15 protein-coding genes are annotated in these 14,012 nt (G+C 70.5%); 10 read left to right on the top strand and 5 right to left on the bottom strand.

Features of this window, described 5'->3' with window-relative positions; all coding sequences use genetic code 11:
• The first annotated feature begins 3 nt into the window (after positions 1–3).
• Genes ACH4YP_RS36930 through ACH4YP_RS36920 form a run of 3 tightly spaced genes read left to right on the top strand, consistent with a single transcriptional unit; the run spans position 4 to position 2,337 of the window.
• Positions 4–1,155: a thiolase family protein gene (locus ACH4YP_RS36930; RefSeq protein ID WP_398495295.1), complete on the top strand. Its 1,152-nt coding sequence runs from the start codon at positions 4–6 to the stop codon at positions 1,153–1,155.
• A complete protein-coding gene (locus tag ACH4YP_RS36925; protein WP_361065144.1) occupies positions 1,152–1,571 on the top strand; it encodes a Zn-ribbon domain-containing OB-fold protein in 420 nt (139 codons plus the stop codon). Before ACH4YP_RS36930 ends, ACH4YP_RS36925 begins: the two co-directional genes overlap by 4 nt.
• Before the next feature lie 16 nt (positions 1,572–1,587).
• The gene (locus ACH4YP_RS36920; protein ID WP_361065147.1) at positions 1,588–2,337 is read left to right on the top strand and encodes a FadR/GntR family transcriptional regulator; all 750 of its coding nucleotides are present in this window, start codon (positions 1,588–1,590) and stop codon (positions 2,335–2,337) included.
• Between the two features lie 89 nt (positions 2,338–2,426).
• On the opposite strand, the gene ACH4YP_RS36915 is transcribed toward ACH4YP_RS36920, so the two are convergent.
• From ACH4YP_RS36915 to ACH4YP_RS36905, 3 genes are read right to left on the bottom strand one after another with little or no spacing between them, the layout of a single operon-like run.
• Positions 2,427–3,449 (bottom strand): TIGR03617 family F420-dependent LLM class oxidoreductase, encoded by a 1,023-nt coding sequence (locus ACH4YP_RS36915; protein ID WP_398495293.1) that lies wholly within the window; start codon positions 3,447–3,449, stop codon positions 2,427–2,429.
• Positions 3,446–4,630, bottom strand: coding sequence for an acyl-CoA dehydrogenase family protein (locus tag ACH4YP_RS36910; protein ID WP_398495291.1), 1,185 nt, complete (start codon positions 4,628–4,630; stop codon positions 3,446–3,448). Before ACH4YP_RS36910 ends, ACH4YP_RS36915 begins: the two co-directional genes overlap by 4 nt.
• A 5-nt stretch (positions 4,631–4,635) precedes the next feature.
• A complete protein-coding gene (locus ACH4YP_RS36905; protein WP_398495289.1) occupies positions 4,636–5,430 on the bottom strand; it encodes an enoyl-CoA hydratase/isomerase family protein in 795 nt (264 codons plus the stop codon).
• Between the two features lie 103 nt (positions 5,431–5,533).
• Between ACH4YP_RS36905 and ACH4YP_RS36900 the strand changes: the two genes are divergently transcribed.
• Together ACH4YP_RS36900 and ACH4YP_RS36895 are read left to right on the top strand one after the other, a co-directional pair.
• On the top strand, positions 5,534–6,400 hold the full coding sequence (locus ACH4YP_RS36900) for a crotonase/enoyl-CoA hydratase family protein (protein ID WP_361065159.1): 867 nt from the start codon (positions 5,534–5,536) through the stop codon (positions 6,398–6,400).
• Between the two features lie 319 nt (positions 6,401–6,719).
• The gene (locus tag ACH4YP_RS36895) at positions 6,720–8,132 is read left to right on the top strand and encodes a family 1 glycosylhydrolase (RefSeq protein ID WP_361065162.1); all 1,413 of its coding nucleotides are present in this window, start codon (positions 6,720–6,722) and stop codon (positions 8,130–8,132) included.
• Here ACH4YP_RS36895 and ACH4YP_RS36890 read toward each other — a convergent pair.
• Both ACH4YP_RS36890 and ACH4YP_RS36885 read right to left on the bottom strand, forming a co-directional pair.
• On the bottom strand, positions 8,111–8,611 hold the full coding sequence (locus ACH4YP_RS36890; RefSeq protein WP_398495286.1) for a MaoC/PaaZ C-terminal domain-containing protein: 501 nt from the start codon (positions 8,609–8,611) through the stop codon (positions 8,111–8,113). The two genes, ACH4YP_RS36895 and ACH4YP_RS36890, sit on opposite strands and share 22 nt — an antisense overlap.
• Positions 8,612–8,721: 110 nt before the next feature.
• The gene (locus ACH4YP_RS36885; protein WP_361065167.1) at positions 8,722–9,543 is read right to left on the bottom strand and encodes an enoyl-CoA hydratase/isomerase family protein; all 822 of its coding nucleotides are present in this window, start codon (positions 9,541–9,543) and stop codon (positions 8,722–8,724) included.
• A 118-nt stretch (positions 9,544–9,661) separates the two neighbouring features.
• Between ACH4YP_RS36885 and ACH4YP_RS36880 the strand changes: the two genes are divergently transcribed.
• The 5 genes from ACH4YP_RS36880 to ACH4YP_RS36860 all read left to right on the top strand — a co-directional run bounded on the left by ACH4YP_RS36880 (position 9,662) and on the right by ACH4YP_RS36860 (position 14,010).
• Positions 9,662–10,780, top strand: coding sequence for an acyl-CoA dehydrogenase family protein (locus ACH4YP_RS36880; RefSeq protein WP_398495284.1), 1,119 nt, complete (start codon positions 9,662–9,664; stop codon positions 10,778–10,780).
• Positions 10,781–10,800: 20 nt separating this feature from the next.
• Positions 10,801–12,030 (top strand): acyl-CoA dehydrogenase family protein, encoded by a 1,230-nt coding sequence (locus ACH4YP_RS36875; RefSeq protein ID WP_361065173.1) that lies wholly within the window; start codon positions 10,801–10,803, stop codon positions 12,028–12,030.
• Positions 12,027–12,575, top strand: coding sequence for a nuclear transport factor 2 family protein (locus ACH4YP_RS36870; RefSeq protein WP_361065176.1), 549 nt, complete (start codon positions 12,027–12,029; stop codon positions 12,573–12,575). Before ACH4YP_RS36875 ends, ACH4YP_RS36870 begins: the two co-directional genes overlap by 4 nt.
• Positions 12,575–13,339: an SDR family NAD(P)-dependent oxidoreductase gene (locus ACH4YP_RS36865; protein WP_398495281.1), complete on the top strand. Its 765-nt coding sequence runs from the start codon at positions 12,575–12,577 to the stop codon at positions 13,337–13,339. The genes ACH4YP_RS36870 and ACH4YP_RS36865 overlap by 1 nt, the downstream gene beginning before the upstream one ends.
• A 125-nt stretch (positions 13,340–13,464) precedes the next feature.
• Complete coding sequence (locus ACH4YP_RS36860) at positions 13,465–14,010, top strand: hypothetical protein (protein WP_361065182.1); 546 nt, start codon at positions 13,465–13,467, stop codon at positions 14,008–14,010.
• Positions 14,011–14,012 lie beyond the last annotated feature (2 nt).

Here is a 14,012-nt window from a genome sequence, read left to right as displayed (position 1 = left end):
GCCGTGAACGACCGACAGCCGGTAGTGGTCGGCGTGCACGCCACCGAACAGGCGCTCACCCTTCCTCACCGCGATGCCATGGACCTCGCCCTCGAAGCGGTGTCCGGAGCGATCGCCGACGCCGGGCTGACCCCGGCGGACGTCGACGGCACCCAGGTCGACTGGCCCGGCCCCGGCGGCGTACCCGGCGAGGGCAGTTCCTGGGCCCGCATGCTAGGCCGGGATCTGCGCTGGACCAGCGACTCGATGCTCGACAACGCCGGCTCCCGGGGCCTGCTGAAGGCGGCGGCGGCCGTACGGGCCGGACTGGCGGACACCGTCGTGGTCGGCGGCTGCAAGCTGGTCTCGCGCGGTGGAGGCCCGGTCGGGGCCGGTGTACCGCTGGAGTTCGCCGATGTGTGGGGCAGCTATGTCGTCGCCCAGTTCGCACTGGTGGCGGCGCGGCACATGCATGAATACGGGACCACGGCCCGCCAGTTGGCCGAGGTCGCCGCGACGATCCGCAACAACGGCACGACCAACCCCGAGGCGATGATGTACGGCCGCGGCCCGTACACCGCCGACGACGTGCTCGCCTCCCGCATGGTCGCCACCCCCTTCCACCTGCTGGACTGCTGCATAGTCGGCGAGGGCGGCGCCGCACTCGTGGTGACCACCGCCGAACGGGCCCGCGACCTGCCCCATCCGCCCGTCGCCGTGCTCGGCGGAGGCATGGAGTACCACCAGGCCGCGTACGCCAATCCGGCGCTGCACCGGGAGGTCGGGCAGCTCGGCCGCGACGCCGCCGCCCGCGCCTACGCGATGGCCGGCATCGGTCCGCAGGACGTGGACGTGTTCTCCCTCTACGACCCCAACTCCTTCGAGATCATCAGGCAGTTGGAGATCCTCGGCCTGTGCGGGGAAGGAGAGGGCGGACCGCTGGCGGCCGGCGGCGCCATCGCCGTCGGCGGCAAGCATCCCGTCAATCCGGACGGCGGCTGCCTGGCATACGCGTGGAACGGGACACAGCAGATGACGCTCAAGGTCGTCGAGGCGGTACGGCAGTTGCGCGGCAGCGCGGTGCACCAGGTCGAGGGCGCGGAGCTGGCGGTCGTCGGCAACGCCGGATCCGGGGCGCAGCACTACGAGATGAGCGTACTGGGGAGGACCCGATGAGCCGGCCCGTGCCCGTCCCCACCCCGCTGTCCCGGCCGTTCTGGGAGGCGGCCGCGCGCGGGGACCTGGTCGTGCCCCGCTGCACGAGCTGCGGCCTGCGCTTCTTCGTGCCCGAGCCCGCCTGCCCCGGCTGTATGTCCCGGGAATGGGAGTACGTGCCCAGCGCGGGCCGCGGGACCGTCTACTCGGTGACCGTCGTCCACCGGGCACCCGGCCCCGGCTTCGACACACCCTTCGCGCTCGCCGTGATCGACCTCGACGACGGCGCCACCCTGCTCTCGCACGTCGACGCCGGAGATCCGGACGACGTCGTCATCGGCATGCGCGTACGCGTGGATTTCCGGGCCTTCACGGACGAGATCACGCTCCCGTACTTCGTGCCGGACACGAGGCACGAGCGACTGACAACCGAATGAGCGTGGAGGTGGCGCGGTGACGAACACGCCGGTACGGGTCCCCAAGATGGCCGAGCTGGTGGCGGCACAACTGCGCCGCAAGATCGTGCGCGGGGAACTGACGGAGGGGGAGGCGCTGCCTGCCGAGACGGCGCTGATGGAGGAGTTCGCCGTCTCCAGGCCGACACTGCGCGAGGCGTTCCGGGTGCTGGAGTCGGAGTCGCTGATCAGCGTGCGCAGGGGAGCCAGGGGCGGGGCACGCGTGCAGATCCCGGAGGGCACGGTCGCCGCCCGCTACGCCGGGGTGGTCCTCGAATACCGGGGCACGACCCTCAAGGACGTCTACGACGCCCGTACGGTCATCGAGGCGCCGTGCGCCGGGCTGCTCGCCGAGCGGCGCACGGACGAGGACCTGGAGCGGCTGCGGGCCGCCGTGACCGAGGCCGAGGCGCTGATGGACGACCCGTCGGCCTTCATCCGCGCCCACATGGAGTTCCACGCGCTGGTCGTCGAACTCGCGGGCAACGAGACGCTGAGCGTCCTCAACGGCATGGTCCGCCACATCATCGACCAGGCCAACTGGTCCCATGTCGACCTCGACGCGGGCAGCCCCGAGAACGTACGGGCCAATCGCCGCGGCTTTCGCGCCCATGGCGCGCTCGTCGAGCTGGTGGCCGCCCGCCGGACCGAGGCCGCCGAGGAGCTGTGGCGCGTCCACCTCCAGGAGGCCGAGGACTACCTGCTGCAGAGCAGGTCCATGACGACCGTCCTGGACCTGCTCGGCTGACGGACAGCGGCTGACCGACAGGCGGCTGCCGTCATCGGGGCATGACACCAGTTCGTGTCATGCCCCGATGGCGTCAGCTGCCGTGAGGTTCAACTGCCGTGCAGTTCCTGCACGATCGGCTCCCACACCTCGGCGTCGATCTCGTACGCGGTGTAGAAGGACACCCGGTCCACCAGCGACCCGTACCGGCGGCGGATCTCGGCCGCCACGCGCCCCGGCTCCGCCACCACCGCGAAGGTGTGCAGCACGTCGTCGTCGACGAGCCGGCCCATCGCCTCCCACTTGTCGTCGCGGTCCGACTTCGACAACGCGTTGAGCTCGTCGCCGAGTTCGCCCCAGCCGTGCAGCTCCAGGACCCCGCGGTAGGCGGGTGTGCTGCCGTAGAAAGCGATCTGGCGCCGGGTGCCGTCCACCGCGCGGGCCAGCTCCTCCTCGGTGCGGCCGGTCGCGGTCAGCAGCAGATGGGAGACGGAGAAGTCGCCGCGCGTACGGCCCGACTTCGCCAGCCCGGCCTCGACGGTCGGCAGGGTGACCTCCCGCAGATACCGCTCGGTGGTGAAGCCGTGCGCGAGCAGTCCGTCCCCCACCTCGCCCGCCACCCGGGTCATCGCCTCCCCGACGGCGGCCACGAAGACCTGGGGCGCGCCGCCGGGAGCGGGCGGGGGAGAGAAGAACGGGGACATCAGAGTGTGCGTGTAGAAGTCGCCGCGGAAGTCGAGCTTCTCGCCCTCGTTCCAGGCGGCCCAGATGGCGTGCAGCGCGCTCACGTACTCCCGCATACGGGCCGCGGGCCGGCTCCACGGCATCGCGAAACGCCGCTCGATGTGCGGCTTGATCTGGCTGCCCAGGCCCAGCACGAAGCGTCCGCCGGAGTAGCTCTGCAAGTCGTGGGCGGTGTAGGCGAGTTGCATGGGCGAGCGGGCGAAGGCCACCGCGATGGCCGTACCCACCTCGAGCCGGTCGGTGTGCTCGGCCGCCAGCAGCAGCGGCAGGAAGGGATCGTGCTTGGACTCCGACGCCCACAGCCCGTCATAGCCGGCCTTCTCGTGGTGCCGGGCCTCCGCGACCACCTCGGACGTGCGCCACACGTTGAGCTTCCCGTCGACCTTCATACCGCTCCTCCGACCGCGTTCGTGCTGCTGTCCATGCCGATGCGCTGTGCGAGCAGTTCCCGGTGGAACGCCGGATCGCCGAACAGCAGTTGTGATGTCTTGGCCCGCTTCAGGTACAGGTGGGCCGGGTGCTCCCAGGTGAAGCCGATGCCCCCGTGGACCTGGATGTTCTGCTCCGTGGCCTGCAGACAGGCGTCGGAGCAGAACGCCTTGGCCAGGCTTGCCACGGCGGGCAGTTCCGGGTCGTCGTTCCCGGCTGTGAGCAGCGCGTAGTGCGCGGCGGCGCGCGCCGACTCCACCTCCAGCAGGACGTCCGCCAGGAGGTGCTTGACGGCCTGGAAGGAGCCGATGGGCCGCCCGAACTGGTGCCGCACCTTGGCGTAATCCACCGCCATGTCGAGTGCGCGGGAGGCCACTCCGACCTGCTCGGCGGCCAGCGCCACCGCGGCCCGGTCGAGCACCTCCGACACCAGGTGCCGGCTGTCGCCGCCGCTCGTACGGAGCCGGGTCGCCGGTACGTCCTGGTAGTCGAGGCGTGCCTGTCTGCGGGTGGGGTCCAGCGTGGGCAGGGGCTCACGGGTCAGCCCGGCCGCGTCGCCGTCCACGCAGAACACGCCGATGCCGTCGCCGGTACGGGCCACGGTGAGGACGACATCGGCGGCGGCGCCGTCGAGCACGAACATCTTGTGCCCGTTCAGGAGCCAACTCCCCGCCGACTCACGGGCGGTGAGCCGGATTCCCCCTGCGTCCCAGCGGACGGTGGCGCCTCCGGGGCTCCCAGGGCCTGGGGGAAAGTCCTCGGTCAGGGCCAGCGTCCCGACCAGCTCGCCGGAGGCCAGGCCGGGCAGCAGCCGCTTGCGGGCGTCCTCGTCGTCGCAGCGCAGCAGCGTGGTCGTAGCCAGCAGGGCCGAGGCGAGAAACGGCGCGCACAACAGCGCCCGCCCCAACTCCTCCATGACCACGCCGACTTCGACCGGCCCGTACCCCGCACCGCCGTACTCCTCGGGGACGGCCAGACCCTGGAGACCCAGCTCCGTTCCCATCCGGCGCCACAGTGCCCGGTCGAAGCCCTCCGGGGTCTCCATCAGGCGGCGCATCTCGGTCTCTGGGGAGGTGTCCGCGAGGAACGCCCGCACTGTGCGCCGCAGTTCCTCCTGCTCGTCGCTGAACGCGAAGTCCATGCCCCTCAGCCCTTCTCGACGGCCTGGCGACGGCCGCGCGACGCGATGATCTTCTCCACGACAGCGATGTGTTCCGGGTCGTGCATGGTGTCCCGCTCGGCGAGAAGGGCGGGTTCCAGCACGGTGGTCAGGGCCTGCTCCAGGTGCAGGTTCACCGCCCGCTTGGTCTCGCGCAGCGCCCGCACCGGCAGGGTGGCCAGCCGCCTCGCCAGGTCCATGGCCTCGTCCAGCAGCTTGTCCTTCACCACGACGCGGTTGGCGATGCCCAGCCGGACGGCCTCCTCGGCCCCGACCCGGTCGCCGAGGAACAGCAGCTCCTTCGCCCTGGTCAGACCGACCAGCAGCGGCAGGATCAGTGCCCCGCCGTCGCCCGCGACCAGCCCGACCTGGACGTGCGGGTCGGCGATGTAGGCGTCGTCGGCGATCAGTACGAGGTCGCTCAGCAGCGCCAGGCTGCAACCGAGGCCCACGGCGGGCCCGTTGACCGCCGCGATCACCGGCAGCGGGCAGCGGACCATGCCGGTGATGATCCGCCGGGCCTCGTCGACGTTCTGCTGCCGGAAGGCCCGGTCGCGCTGGACCCGGGTCATGATGTCGAAGTTGCCCCCGGCGCTGAACGCCCGCCCGCGACCGGTGAGTACGACCACTCGGGCCTCCGGGTCCTCGGCGAGCGTGTCCCACACCGACGCGAGGCCGGAGTGCAGCTCCTCGCTCATCGAGTTGAGCTGTTCCGGCCGGTTCAGCTCGATCAGCCGGACCGCCCCGTGGGAGGTCACCACCAGATCCGCCGGGTCAGTCATGTCCACACCGCCGCAATCATCAATGAGTCAGTAGAGTGCAATGCTATAACTAATTAAGCTAACTGGGAACGGGTCGCAGAGTGACGAGGCTGACGGAGGACGCATGCCGGAGCAGGAGTACGAGACCGTGCGAGCCGAGGTGGCGGACCGGATTCTCACGGTCACCCTCAATCGGCCGACGAAGCTGAACGCCTTCAGTCCGCAGATGATGCACGACCTGCTGGACGTCCTGGACGCGGCCGACGCCGACGACGAGGTACGCGTGGTGGTCGTGACCGGAGCCGGCCGCGGGTTCTGCGCGGGCGCCGACGTCAGCTCCGGCGGCTCGTCCTTCGACCACCGCAAGGCGGGCGCCTGGCACCGGGACACCGGTGGCCGGGTCGCGCTGCGCATCTACTCCAGCAACAAGCCGGTGATCGCGGCGATCAACGGCCCGGCGGCGGGTGTCGGGGCCAGCATGACCCTGCCCATGGATATCCGGCTGGCGTCGACCTCGGCGAAGTTCGGCTTCGTCTTCGCGCGCCGCGGCATCGTGCCGGAGTCCGCCGCGAGCTGGTTCCTGCCGCGGGCCGTGGGCATGCAGCGGGCCATGGAGTGGGTGGCGACCGGCCGCCTCTTCGGCCCCGAGGAGGCTCTGGCGGCCGGGCTGGTCCGTTCCGTCCACCCGCCGGAGGAACTGCTGCCCGCGGCGTACGAACTCGCCCGTGAGATCGCCGAGAACACCTCGGCGATCTCGGTCGCCCTGTCGCGCCAGATGATGTGGCGGATGCTCGGAGAGTCCCACCCGATGGCCGCGCACCGCCTCGACTCGCGGATCATGAGCCAGATCGGCGGCGGCCCGGACCCGGTCGAGGGCGTCGAGTCGTTCCTCGCCAAGCGCCCGCCCGAGTTCCCCGGCCGGGTCAGCAAGGACATGCCGTCCGTCCATCCCTGGTGGCAGGAGGAGGAGTTCCGGCCCTTCGGCGAGTAGCCCCGACCGCCGACCGGATCATGGCCGAAACATCACCCGGCCCCACGGCCCGGGAAGGTCAGGAGCTCATCGACGCGGGCCTCGGCACGGCCGCTGCGGCTACCGTGCCGACTGCGTATGACGGGCCGATCACGGCCATGGCCTGGCATGCCGTGCGCTTCGTCCTCGACGGGGTCGACAAGGGGCGAGCGATCATCCGCCCGTCTTGCGAATTGATGAGATCTGTCCGAAACGTTGTCGTAGTTTCCCTGAAGTGTTAGCGTCCGCACGGCGTTCATTCAGTTGAATGCGTTCAACCATTACGCCCTGGACGGTGACCATGAGCGATGGTTTCCTGTACGAATCCTTCTGTGGTGTCGACTGGGGAGTTGCCACCGCGGACTCCATCGCGGCCCCGCCGCCGCCCCCGCCCGAACGCGGCGGGCACTTCAGGCAGTGGACCGACGACATCCGGCAGCTGGTCGGCGTCACTCCCGACGCGCACCGGATGGTGGCCGGCTGGACACGGCTGCAGCCCGACGGACCCGGCGCCTGGGACCAGCACGCGCTGGACCGCTGCGACCGCGCCCTCGACTCGCTGCTCGAACTCGGTCTGCGGCCCGGTCTGACGCTGCTCGACCGGTCACTGCCGCCCTGGCTGGATGACTCCGGCGGCTGGCTCGCCCGCGACACCGCGGAACACTTCGCCGCCTACGCCGCCGAAATGGGCCGTCGCTTCGGTGACCGCGTGACGCGCTGGATCACCTCCACCGACCTGGCCGGGCCCACACTCGCGGACCACGTGGCCGGGATGTACACACCGGGCCGGGGCATCGGCCGCGCGGGCCTGTCCACCGTCCACCACATCCTGCTCGCCAACGGGCTCGCGACCCAGGCACTCCGGGCAGCCGGCGCGAGCGGCCGCGTCGGCACCACGGTCACCCTCGTCGGCGGCTACCCGGCCACCGACGACCCCTTCGACCGCCTCGCCCTGGAACGCCTGGTGAGCTGGACCAACCGCCTCTTCCTGGACCCCATGCTGCTCGGCGAGCACATGGTGACCGAGGACGACGTGTCACCGGTCGAGGCCACCGGCTGCGTGCGCCCCGGCGACCTGGAGACCATCGCCACCGCCCAGGACATGCTGGGCCTCTCCTGGCACACGCCCTTCCGCGTCACCGCACCGGAGAACCTGCCCCACGTACTGCCGGCCGACAAGTGCCAGGGCACCCTCAACGAGGTGAACCGCCTGCTCGTCGGGCTCGGCTTCGCGATCACCCCGTTCGACGACGTGGAGACGACGGCGTACGGCTGGCCCCTGATCCCCGAGGCGCTCGCCGACGCCGTCGCGGACCTCCACGACCTCTACGGCGAGCTCCTGCCTCCGCTGTCCGTCATCGACAACGGCATGGGAGATCTGGACCTGGTCGACGAGACGGGGCACAGCGACGACGCCCGGCGCCGGGCACTGCTGCGCGCCAGGCTCTCCTGGCTGGGCCGGGTGATCGCGCGCGGTGTGCCCGTCTGCGGCTACGAGTACTGGTCGGTGCTCGACAACCTGGAGGCGAAGTTCCGCTACACCCGCCTCTACGCGATGGCGGTCCCGGACCACGAGCCCCCGCCGCGTCCGCCGATGCCCTCGGACTGGGTGCGCGGAGGGGCGTTCGCGGGCCCGGTCCCCTCCGGCGGGGCGGGCGGCCTGACGCTGGTGCCGCCGACCGGGCCCCGGTCTCAGAGCGTCGGAGCCTCGTAGTCCCTGCCCCGGATCAGCCGCACCGGCGTGTAGACGAGCACGTCCTCGTCGCGCTGGTTGCGCACGCTGATCCGGCTGGTCACCACGCCCCGGCCGGGCTTGCTGGAGGGGCGGGAGTCCGTGGTCTCCACGACGGCGTACAGCGTGTCGCCGACGTACACCGGCCCCTGCACCGTCAGCTCCATGTGCAGGAAGGCGAGGCCCGTGCCGTGCAGCACGTTCGTCTGGAGTACGAGTCCTTCCGCGATGCAGTACGTCAGCGCCCCCGGGACCAGCCGGCCTGTGTAGCCGCCGTCCGCGGCGTGCGAGGCGTCCCAGAAGAGCGGCTCGTTGAAGCCGCCCCAGGTGATGAAGTTGACCAGGTCCGTCTCGGTGACGGTGCGGCGGGCCGTCCGGAAGATCTGGCCCTTCGGCATGTCCTCGTACGTCATCCCCTTGACCAGCGGAGGGATCTCGGTGGCGGTGGGCTCCGATGTCATGGCGGGCTCCTCAGGCATTCGTGGCGTTCGCAGGCGTCTGCGGGTGTCCGTGGGTTTCCGTGGGTGTCGGTTTTCGTGTCTCTGAGTGTCGGCCGGTGCGCGTCCGAGGGTCAGAGGTCGATCGGGTGCTTGTCCGCCACGCCCTCAAAGTCCGGGGCGCGCTTTTCGCGATGCGCGGCCAGCCCTTCGACGACCTCGTGCCCGCCGAACCCGAAGAACTCCAGCCCCAGCGAGGCCTCGAAGATCGGCTGGGCGGTGCGGTACCAGTGGTTGAGGGACCGCTTGGTCCAGCTGATGGCACTGGCGGGCCCGGCGGCCAGCGCGGTCGCCACCCGCAGACCCTCCGTGTGCACGTCCTCGTCGTCCACGCACTTCGACACGAGACCGATGCGCTCGGCCTCCTCGCCGGTGAGCGTCTCGCAGGTCAGCAGGTAGTACTTCGCCTTGGCCATACCGCACAGCAGCGGCCAGCAGATGGCGGCGTGATCACCGGCGGCGACCCCGAGCCGAGTGTGCCCGTCGACGATCTTCGCCCGGCGCCCGGCGATGGAGATGTCCGCCAGCATGCCGACGACCAGCCCGGCGCCGACAGCCGGGCCGTGAATGGCGGAGACCACCGGCTTGGAGCAGTTGATCACCCCGTACACCATGTCCCGTGCCTCGCGCATGACCCGGGCCCGCACCGCGTACTCCTCGGTCAGGGCATCGATGGAATCGAAGGTCCCGCCGGCCGAGAACGCCTTGCCCGCTCCCTGGACGAGCACCGCACGCGTCTGTTCGTCCCGGTCGACGACCTGCCAGACATCGGCGAGCTCACCGTGCATCCGAGGGTCCACGGCGTTGAGGTTCGGGGCGTCGAGCACGATGCGGAGCACGCCGGACGCGGGCCGCTCGAAGGTCAGGCTCGTGAACTGGTCGTAGAGATCTGTCACGTCGCGCTCCTGGTGTATTCAGTGTGGATACTATAATTATCTAACTGTATCGAGCGGTGGGCGGCAAGCGGGTGGCAAGCCTGTCGCACCCGGTCGCACCGAGGACGGGAAGCTCGGCATGGATCTCACGTTCAGCGAGGAACAGGACGAACTGCGCAAGGTCGTACGGTCGTTCCTCACCAAGCACGCCAGGGAAGCCGATGTGCGCCGCCTGGCGGCCGACCCGAGCGGGTACGACCCGGTCGTCTGGCGGCGGATGGCCACGGAGATCGGCCTCCAGGGACTGGCCGTGCCGGAGAAGTACGGCGGCTCGGGTTTCGGCTACGTCGACCTCGGCGTCGTCTTCGAGGAGACGGGCCGCGCGCTGCTGTGCGCGCCGTACTTCGCCACCGTCGCCCTGGCAGCCGAGACGCTGCTGCGCTGCGACGACGAGAGCGCCCGCGGCGATCTCCTCCCTGGCATCGCGTCCGGCGAGACCGTCGCCACGCTCGCGCTCACCGAGGAGAACGGCCGGTGGGACGAGGAGGGCATCCGGCTCACCGCCCATGAGGAGGCGGGCGGCTGGCGACTGACCGGCCTCAAGGCATACGTCCCCGACGGACACCTCGCCGACCTGTTCCTGGTCGCCGCCCGTACCCCCTCCGGTATCAGCCTCTTCGCCGTCGAGGCCGAAGCACCGGGCCTCGCCCGCACGCCCCTCCCGGCGCTCGACCAGACACGCAAGCAGGCCAGGGTGGAGTTCATGAACACCCCCGCCCGCCTGCTGGGCCCCGAGGGCGCGGCCTGGCCCGCCCTCGAACGCACCCTCGCCGCGGCCTCCGTACTGCTGGCCGCCGAACAGGTCGGGGGAGCGGCCGCCGCGCTGGACGCGGCCGTGGACTACGCCAGGATCCGCGAGCAGTACGGCCGGCCCATCGGCTCGTTCCAGGGGATCAAGCACAAGTGCGCCGACATGCTCGTGGAGATCGAGTCCGCCCGCTCGGCCGCGTACGGCGGACTGTGGGCGCTGGACGCGGGCGACGAGGCGGAGATCGCGATCTCGGCGGCCCTTGCCCAGGCGTTCTGCTCGGAGGCCTTCACGAAGGTCGCCGGCGACAACATCCAGGTCCACGGCGGCATCGGCTTCACCTGGGAGCACCCCGCGCACCTGTACCTCAAGCGGGCCAAGAGCTCCGAGGTGCTGCTCGGCACACCGTCGTACCACCGGGAGCTGCTCGCCGCCCGGCTCGGCATCTGATCATCGGCAAAGGAGCTGGCATGGAGCTGGACTTCGGGCCCGCGGTACGCGACTTCCGCGACGAACTGCGGGACTGGCTGGCCGAACACCTCGTGGGGGAGTTCGCCGAGCACCGGGGCGTGGGTGGCCCCACCGACGGGGCGGCCTGGGAGGTGCGTCTCGCCTGGGACCGCGAGCTGGCGGCCGGGAACTGGCTCGGTGTCGGCTGGCCGCAGGAGTACGGCGGACGGGGGCTCGGCCTCCTTGAGGAGATCGTCTTCGAGTACGAGTACGCCCGCGCGAACGCCCCCTACCGGGCCACCGTGAACGCCCTCGACCTCCTCGGCCCCATGCTCCTGAAGGTGGGCAGCGAGGCTCAGCGGAAACGCTTCCTGCCGCCGATCCTCGCCGTCGAGGAACTGTGGGGCCAGGGCTTCAGCGAGCCCGGCGCCGGATCCGACCTGGCCTCCGTGCGCACGAGGGCCGAGCGCGACGACGGGGGCGCCTCGTTCGAGGGCACCTCCCGACCGATCGGAGCCGAGAGCGGGGGCGAGTGGGTGATCAACGGGCAGAAGGTGTGGACCTCCTTCGGCATCCACGCCGACTGGCTCTACGTCCTCACGCGCACCGACCCCGACTCCCACCGGCACAAGGGACTGACCATGCTGCTGGTCCCGGCCGACCAGCCCGGCGTGGAGATCCGGCCCATCCGCAACCTCGCGGGCCAGGACGAGTTCGCCGAGGTCTTCTTCTCCGACGCACGCACGGATGCCGACATGGTCGTCGGCGAGGTCGGCCAGGGCTGGCGCACGGCGATGGCCACCCTCGGCATCGAACGCGGCACCACGCTGCTGCCCCAGCAGCTCACTTTCGAGCGGGAGGCCGAGGCGATGATCGAACTGGCCCGGGAACGCGGAGCCCTCGACGATCCGATGCTGCGCCGCCGGATCGTGGACGCCTGGATCTCCGTACGCATCATGCGCACCACCAACCTGCGGACCATCGCCGAACTGACCGCGGGCCGCACGCCGGGACCGCAGGCCACCACAGCCAAGCTGTACGCCTCGACCCGGCACCAGCAACTCGGCCATCTGGCCATGGAGTTGGCCGGGCCCGCCGGGCAGATCGTCGGCGAGGACTACGGCCTGGACACCCGGCAGCGCTCCTTTCTCCTGTCGCTCGCGGAGACGATCTACGGCGGGTCGAGCGAGATCCAGCGCAACATCATCGGGGAACAGGTCCTCGGCCTGCCGAAGGAGCCCCGGCCATGAGCGACGCCGCAGGTCCCCAACCGCTCGGCGCGGGACGGTCCTTGGAGGACCGCATCGACCGCGTCGAGTCACACCTTGCCATCCAGCAACTGCCCATCCGCTACGCGCTCGCCGTGGACGCCCGCGACCTCGACGCCTGGGCCGGCTGCTTCAGGCCGGACGTGGAGATGGGCCGGCACGGCCGGGGCCGTGAAGCGCTGGTGGCGTACATCGAGCCCCTCGTCCGTGGCTTCCGCCGGTCGATCCACCAGATCTGCGGCCACCGCGTCGAGTTCACCGACCGCGACACGGCGACCGGTGCGGTCTACTGCCGTGCCGAGCACGAGGTGGGGGACCGGTGGATCGTGATGGCGATCTGCTACCGGGACGACTACGCGCGCGTGGACGGCGAGTGGTACTTCTCCCGCCGCCGTGAGCAGCACTGGTACGCGGCCGATGTGACCGAACGCCCCCAGGCGGTGGGCTTCAAAGGCTGGGACGGGTCCGGCGAACCGGCGCTGCCGGACGCCTTTCCCTCATGGGCACCCTTCTGGAAGGACATGTGATGCAGCGAGGCACAAGGCTGGCCGGGAAGACGGCTCTGGTCACCGGAGCGGGACAGGGGGTCGGCCGCGGTATCGCGCTCGCGATGGCCGCCGAGGGCGCGGCCGTGGTGATCACCGGCCGGACCGAGGGGAAGCTGAAGGACACCGCCGGGGAAATCGTCGAACGTGGCGGCAGGGCGCACCTCGTGGTCGGCGATGTGGGCGAGCGCGGCGACGTCGACCGCATGGTGGCCGAGACGGTACGGCAGTTCGGCGGCCTCGACATCCTGGTCAACAACGCGCAGGCATCCGTCCAGCGGCGCCTGGAGGAGACGTCGTACGACGACGTCGAACTCGCCTACCGCAGCGGTCCGTTGGCCACCTTCCACGCGATGCGGGTGGCCCTGCCCCACCTCAAGGCAAGCCGCGGCAGCGTCGTCAACCTCGGTTCGTCGGCCGCCGTGCAGGGGGAGGTCAACTTCGCCTCCTACGCGATGGCCAAGGAGGCCATCAGAGGCCTGACCCGTGTCGCCGCACGCGAGTGGGGCGCGTACGGGATCCGCGTCAACGTGGTCTGCCCGGCGGCCCTGAGCCCGGCCGCGGAGGCGTACTTCACCGCCCATCCGGACAAGGCCGAACGCGTCCTCGCCGGCATCCCGCTGGGACGCATGGGCGACCCGGAGACGGACATCGGCCGGGCGGTGGCCGCACTGGTCAGCGACGACATGGCGTATCTGACGGGGGCGACGTTGATGCTGGAGGGCGGGCGGACACTGATCGGGTGAGGCCGCCGGCTCCCGTTTCTGCCGACTTCTGACGCCTTGGCGGAACTTCGTTGAAGTTGGGTATGTCTAGGGGCTGTTGTGCCTCATAGTGGTGGAGCCGTAGCCGTCGCACGGGGGGACAGGCGATGAATCTCTTCCTGCTGCTCATACTGATCGCGCTCGTGTGGCTGGTCCTGGCCGCCGTGCGCAAGACCATGTCCACGTCCACGGCCTCACCGGGGCGCAGCCATGACAGTGGACCGGTGGCGCGCGGACCCGCCGCCCCGTCGCGCGGTGTCGAACCCCGGGACATCCCCCCGCTGTTCCCCGACTTCTACCACGGTGTCCTGTTCGCCGTGGGCAAGGAGCCCTCGCCGCAGAACCTGCTCGCGCTCATCGAGTACATCGGGCAGATGCTGACCGTCAACGCCGTCGTGTGGTTCCAGAAGACCGGCGACACGGAGGCCCACGAACGCTTCATGGACCGCTTCCGAGGGGGTGGCGACGACGACCAGAAGCTGGAGATGATCCCGGACGACATGATCGACTTCCTGTGGGCGTGGCGGCCGTCGACGCACCAGGCGCTGCGCGACTGGATACCCGATCTGGAGCAGATGCTGACCGGCCCGGACAGCAGGCTGTGGAACTTCGGAGACGAACTGCCCTTCGGGATCTGGGAGATGGAGGACTGAAC

Origin of the sequence: Streptomyces sp. NPDC020747, from assembly GCF_044334695.1 — a bacterium.
Taxonomy (GTDB): domain Bacteria; phylum Actinomycetota; class Actinomycetes; order Streptomycetales; family Streptomycetaceae; genus Streptomyces.
Note: the sequence above shows the minus strand (reverse complement) of the source record. Positions and strands in the feature narration are given on the sequence as shown.

What these genes read in the sequence shown, in the direction of transcription:
- ACH4YP_RS36895 (WP_361065162.1), top strand. Translation starts at nt 6,720, where the DNA reads ATGAGCGATGGTTTCCTGTACGAATCCTTCTGTGGTGTCGACTGGGGA.
- ACH4YP_RS36890 (WP_398495286.1), bottom strand. Translation starts at nt 8,611, where the DNA reads ATGACATCGGAGCCCACCGCCACCGAGATCCCTCCGCTGGTCAAGGGG.
- ACH4YP_RS36900 (WP_361065159.1), top strand. Translation starts at nt 5,534, where the DNA reads ATGCCGGAGCAGGAGTACGAGACCGTGCGAGCCGAGGTGGCGGACCGG.
- ACH4YP_RS36880 (WP_398495284.1), top strand. Translation starts at nt 9,662, where the DNA reads ATGGATCTCACGTTCAGCGAGGAACAGGACGAACTGCGCAAGGTCGTA.
- ACH4YP_RS36870 (WP_361065176.1), top strand. Translation starts at nt 12,027, where the DNA reads ATGAGCGACGCCGCAGGTCCCCAACCGCTCGGCGCGGGACGGTCCTTG.
- ACH4YP_RS36910 (WP_398495291.1), bottom strand. Translation starts at nt 4,630, where the DNA reads ATGGACTTCGCGTTCAGCGACGAGCAGGAGGAACTGCGGCGCACAGTG.
- ACH4YP_RS36860 (WP_361065182.1), top strand. Translation starts at nt 13,465, where the DNA reads ATGAATCTCTTCCTGCTGCTCATACTGATCGCGCTCGTGTGGCTGGTC.
- ACH4YP_RS36875 (WP_361065173.1), top strand. Translation starts at nt 10,801, where the DNA reads ATGGAGCTGGACTTCGGGCCCGCGGTACGCGACTTCCGCGACGAACTG.
- ACH4YP_RS36915 (WP_398495293.1), bottom strand. Translation starts at nt 3,449, where the DNA reads ATGAAGGTCGACGGGAAGCTCAACGTGTGGCGCACGTCCGAGGTGGTC.
- ACH4YP_RS36865 (WP_398495281.1), top strand. Translation starts at nt 12,575, where the DNA reads ATGCAGCGAGGCACAAGGCTGGCCGGGAAGACGGCTCTGGTCACCGGA.
- ACH4YP_RS36905 (WP_398495289.1), bottom strand. Translation starts at nt 5,430, where the DNA reads ATGACTGACCCGGCGGATCTGGTGGTGACCTCCCACGGGGCGGTCCGG.
- ACH4YP_RS36925 (WP_361065144.1), top strand. Translation starts at nt 1,152, where the DNA reads ATGAGCCGGCCCGTGCCCGTCCCCACCCCGCTGTCCCGGCCGTTCTGG.